This is a genomic window from Intestinibacter sp. (genome assembly GCF_051866655.1).
Taxonomy (GTDB): domain Bacteria; phylum Bacillota; class Clostridia; order Peptostreptococcales; family Peptostreptococcaceae; genus Intestinibacter.
In genome coordinates this window covers 1-4959 of record NZ_JBJDXL010000199.1, presented here as the reverse complement: position 1 = coordinate 4959, position 4959 = coordinate 1, and the positions used below count along the sequence as shown (strand labels likewise).

Sequence of the window (4959 nt, the reverse complement as noted above, 5' to 3'; positions counted from 1 at the left end):
ATACATCCATTATATCCATTTACAGAACCTAAATTTATAGCAGCAAATTGCTTATTATTATCTCCAGCATCTGAAGTTCTCCATACTACTATAGTTACTATTTTATTATTTGTTCTTTTATTACTAAATACATAAGTAAGTGTACCTTCTTCTTTAAATCCAACCATAAAATTTGTATTATATGGATGATTATTTTTATTAGAATTTTCAGTATAGAATCCTACTCCTAAAGATCCAAAATCTTCTGGACATTTATAACTTCCACCATCACTGCCATCTTTTTTCAAGTTATCATGAATACCTCCTTGAAGTAAATATATAGCAGAATGTCCTGCAACATCAGCTAAATTTCTTCTAATAATATCATAAGAAAGTCCTACTGCTTGTCCTACATCAGATTTATTACCATTGGCATCTTTACCGCCAATTTGTTGTAATAAATACATATTGTCTACATAATTATCAGATTTTCCCCAAAAAGAATATATTTTAGTAGCATCGTCGTCTTTATATCCGGCATCAGCTCCTAAATATAGTACTTCTCCACTATTAGATATAATATCAGTACCTACTGTTACACTAGCCCCTCCTACCATTACAGATAGTTCACCATTTGTCATATTTGTATATATACAAGGTCTTAATTCATTTATAATAGCAGTAGTATAATTAGGATCAGTTAGATTTCCAGTAAGTCTTCTTATAAGTCTTCCTTCAATATTAGAAATGGTTATAATAGGATCTTCTCCCTCTTTTGTAGTAGAAGTTTCATAAGTCCCTTCTGTATAAAGCTGAGAATCATTGATTAATTCGATCCATTCTAATGCGTTTTTATATTCATTATCAGTAATCACTCCATTTCTTTTTAATTCTACTAATTTGGAATTTACATTGCCATTTCTTAAATTTTCAAAAGTAATAGAATAATTTGCTTTTTCTAATAGATTACGTAAATTGGTAACATTTCTATTATTATCAAAAGTACTTAGTTCTTCATCTGTAATATCTATATATTCGGAATTATTAGCAGATAATTCTCCAGAAGGTTTATTTATTATTTGGCTATTATTATCATAAGTAATAGTTGTATTTGATAAATCTTCTAAAGAAAACCATCCTGCATTATAATCTCCAAATAAAGAATTAGCATCTTCAGATTCTAATTTAGTAGTTACTTTTATTTTGGCATTAGATAATTTCCAATCTTGATATAAATTAGCTCTAATGCTACTACTATTAGTTGGTTTTTCAGAACTATAGATAAATGGAGAATCTGCACCATTTTGAGTTGGATTATTAAGATAGTCTAATTCAAAATCAGAACTATCAATATCGTATTCACATTTTAATTTAAATTTAGGAATATACTTAGATGGAACCTGTAATACGGAAAAATTAGATTCTTCATTTTTTATATATTCCTCATTAAAATATCCAGTAGTCCATAAAAATCTATAAAATGTTCTAATTTGATTTCCTGTGTTTAATCCAGTTGTAGTAACAGTTATTTTAACACAGTAAAGATTATTTTTTAATAATTCATTAGATTTTAGTGTATACTTAGGTGGCTTGTTCTCTAAAGCTTTTATACCTACTACACTATTAGCTATATAATCTTTATTTGATATACCAGAACTATATGTATCTTTATAATTTAAATCATACGGAAGATTTAATGTTTCTGTATAATTTCCATTATAATTACCATTTATAGTAGATCCACAAATAAATTTATTCTTATAAATAGTGTTATAATAAATATCAAAAAATTCAAATGATACTTCTTTTATAGATTCTCCCTCTAACAGATTGGTATCTAATCCATAATTTATTCTTATTTTATTATTATCTACATAATATCTCCATTCATTTAATATTATATTGCCAGTTCCAAATAAACTAAAATTGACTATGCCAGTTCTAGCTAAAGCCTCACAAGCACCTAATTGAGTATAAGGAGTTATTTTATATTTTAATATTTGATCTCTTGTAAAATCATCTAAAGAATAAGATATAGTATTGTTTCCAGATGAGGTAGTTAATCCAAAATTACCATGATTAGATTCAAATTTAACTCCAGTAAATTTAATAAGTTCATTATCTGGTTTAGCCCATCCTGAATTATTAAAAGTTAATTTAAAAGAAACTTTTTCTGAACTATTCTCATCTGAGTATTTAACATCAGAAGATCCAATTTTTTGTGAGATTTCTTTATTAGAAGAAACGCTTCTACTAACTACAAAATCATCTAAAGTTTCTAATTCTACTATTAATATTAATTTACCAGATTTCTTACCTTTATAAACTAATAATTGATCAAAAGCCTTTCTATATCCATCTACTGTAGATAAATCTCCAGGACTTCCAAATATTAATCCTCTAGAATATACTCCATCAACTTTACATTCTTCATCTATATAATTAATTATTCCATAATCATCTATAATTGCTGGATGAAATGTAATTGCTCTGGCATTACTAGTACTATAATAACTTAATAAGTCATATCCAGTTCCAGAAATAAACAATCCAAATTTATCTCCAGGATTTAAATACATATCATCTGGCATTACATCTATTCTTTTATAATATGTTGTAAGAGTATCTCCCGAACTAAAATCTGATTTAGATACAGAGATATTCTTTTTTCCTATTTCATCTTGAGTTAAATTCCTTTCAGGAGAAGGAAAACTACCTAATTGTCCTTTTTTAGTTAGAGGATTATATGATGCTACATAAATTATTCCTCCATATTCTTTAACTCCTAATGGAACAAATCCTGTAGGTAATTTAGCTGTCTCTACTCTTCCATTACCTAAATCATTTTGTAAAACAAATTCATTTCCATTCATGGTAATGAGAGTAGCATTTAAAGCATTAGTAAGGACATTATTAGGAGTAGTAATAGGGTTTAGGTCAGTTATTAATCCTTCATTAAAAACATTAGTTGCCTCTAATTTACTCATAATTATTTATTTAGTGATTTAAAGCCTTCCTTCTTTCTATAAAATAGATATTCAGCTTTATCCGTTACATAATCATTTTCTAGTGTTTTATATCCTAAATCTACAATATATGGAACTCTAAAAAAGTATTCCTTATTATATTCATTAATTTTACATTCATCTAATATTTTATATAGCATTATAGTTCCAAAATTAAACCATTTTCTTTTTCTTCCTCTTCCTTTCTGTTGAGATAGATAATTATTATATTGTTCTTCTGTCAATCCAAAATAATAATAGCCATCCCATTTTATCTTTCTCTTATTATATAATATTCTGATTTTAGTAGTCATTTTCTTTATATAATAAAAGAAATGTTTTAAGGAATCATAAGTTAGTCTGCCTATATAAAATAAATACTTATTTTTTACCTTATCTTGTATCATTGTATCAGCTCCATACATATTATGTAAATATATAGACTTTAATCCAAATGATAATATCTTCTTAATGTCTTCTTTAGGAACTAAAGGAAATTTATCATGAATTATATCTATATAATCAAACATATTTTTCATTGCCATAATTTTGTTTTTATGGCAAAAATAAGATAATTTAGGATATTTTCCAAATGATATAAGAGATTATTAATAATATACCATTCCATTATTGGTATTCTCTGTAATTATATCTTTTAGATTATTACTAAGATATACTGGCTTCTTTATTTCCCTTTCATTGGCAATAAACATGAATTGCATTTGATTACCTGAAAAATCAGATTTTAAATAATCTACATCAAGCCATTTTCCGTTTCTTCTAGCTTGTTTAAATTCTTCTCCACTAGTTCTTACTATATTTAAGTAACATTCTCTTTTAGTGGGAAATTTAAATGTTACATTATTCTGAATAATATCTAAGAGTATTACTTTTATAGCATATAGAAACACTTGTAATACTAATTCATCTTTATCTTGATACCCTATCGTTTTTTTAAGATCAGAAGAACTAATACTTAATCTCTTATTATTAAAGTTTTCAAATAACTCTGTAACATTAAAAGCATAACCCGTTGCATAATTATTCATATTATCGTATTGGTTTATAACTCTTATTATATACTTTTCTATTCCATGAACTTTTGGCGTCTAGTACTTCATTCATGGTGTTTTGATCTAGGTAGCTGACGCGAGCAGAGTCACAATACTTTAACCACTGTTGATAGAGATATTGAGCTAGTTGAATTATATTTTGATTGTTAGTTATCCATCCTTGTTTCTGTTTAGTGGCAAATGCTATATAAGTAGCTATAGCTAAAGCTTCTTTTTCATTTACTTGAGGGAGTCCGTCTTCATCTAATATAACTCCTTTATATAGTATATTAACTTTTCCATAGTCTTTATCAAAGTAAAGAGTATCTCCAACTCTCTCATATTTAGCATACTTACCACTAGCATATAATGGAGCCTGATATAATTTTCTGGCTTCTATATATTGTTCTGTAAATTGTGAGTTATAATCTCCATTAACTGTTTTATTTGTACTATAGTTCCAATCTTCATGATTATATGTTACTGCCTCTATAATATCACAATTACAAGGTAATTGTACAGAAAAATCATCACAGGAAACATCAGCAGAATATCTATATAATCTAACTGTTTTATTTCCTATAAGATTCCAAGCTGTTAATCCTAATTCCTCAAATTGTTCTGGCTCTAATTCCAAACCATATAAAGAATTAGCTATAGTATATATATAATTAAAATCATTCATCGTGGTACTTGATCATTAATAGTTGGAACTGGAGCCAACTGACGATAAAATCTTATTTTTTTCTCAGTAAGTCTCCTTTTTATCTCATTATTAATAAAGGTGAAATTATCAATATCATTAATAGGACAACATCCATAATGTTCTAATTGTCTAGGATCTTTAAAAATAGCTGTAACTGAGATTTGTTTTAATAAAGGTGCATTAAATACAAAACAGTCATACATATTATTTTCATTTG

The 4959-nt window shown here is 26.7% G+C and carries 5 protein-coding genes; all 5 read right to left on the bottom strand.

Annotation, left to right across the window (positions count from 1 at the left end; all coding sequences use genetic code 11):
- A partial coding sequence (locus ACI3VO_RS06140) for a hypothetical protein (protein ID WP_439757062.1) occupies positions 1-2966 on the bottom strand: 2966 nt, incomplete at its 3' end.
- A gap of 2 nt (positions 2967-2968) precedes the next feature.
- The gene (locus ACI3VO_RS06135; RefSeq protein WP_439757061.1) at positions 2969-3529 is read right to left on the bottom strand and encodes a hypothetical protein; all 561 of its coding nucleotides are present in this window, start codon (positions 3527-3529) and stop codon (positions 2969-2971) included.
- 63 nt (positions 3530-3592) lie between these two features.
- The gene (locus ACI3VO_RS06130; protein ID WP_439757060.1) at positions 3593-4033 is read right to left on the bottom strand and encodes a hypothetical protein; all 441 of its coding nucleotides are present in this window, start codon (positions 4031-4033) and stop codon (positions 3593-3595) included.
- Between the two features lies 1 nt (position 4034).
- A complete protein-coding gene (locus ACI3VO_RS06125) occupies positions 4035-4721 on the bottom strand; it encodes a hypothetical protein (protein ID WP_439757059.1) in 687 nt (228 codons plus the stop codon).
- A partial coding sequence (locus ACI3VO_RS06120) for a hypothetical protein (RefSeq protein WP_439757058.1) occupies positions 4718-4959 on the bottom strand: 242 nt, incomplete at its 5' end. The genes ACI3VO_RS06125 and ACI3VO_RS06120, both read right to left, overlap by 4 nt.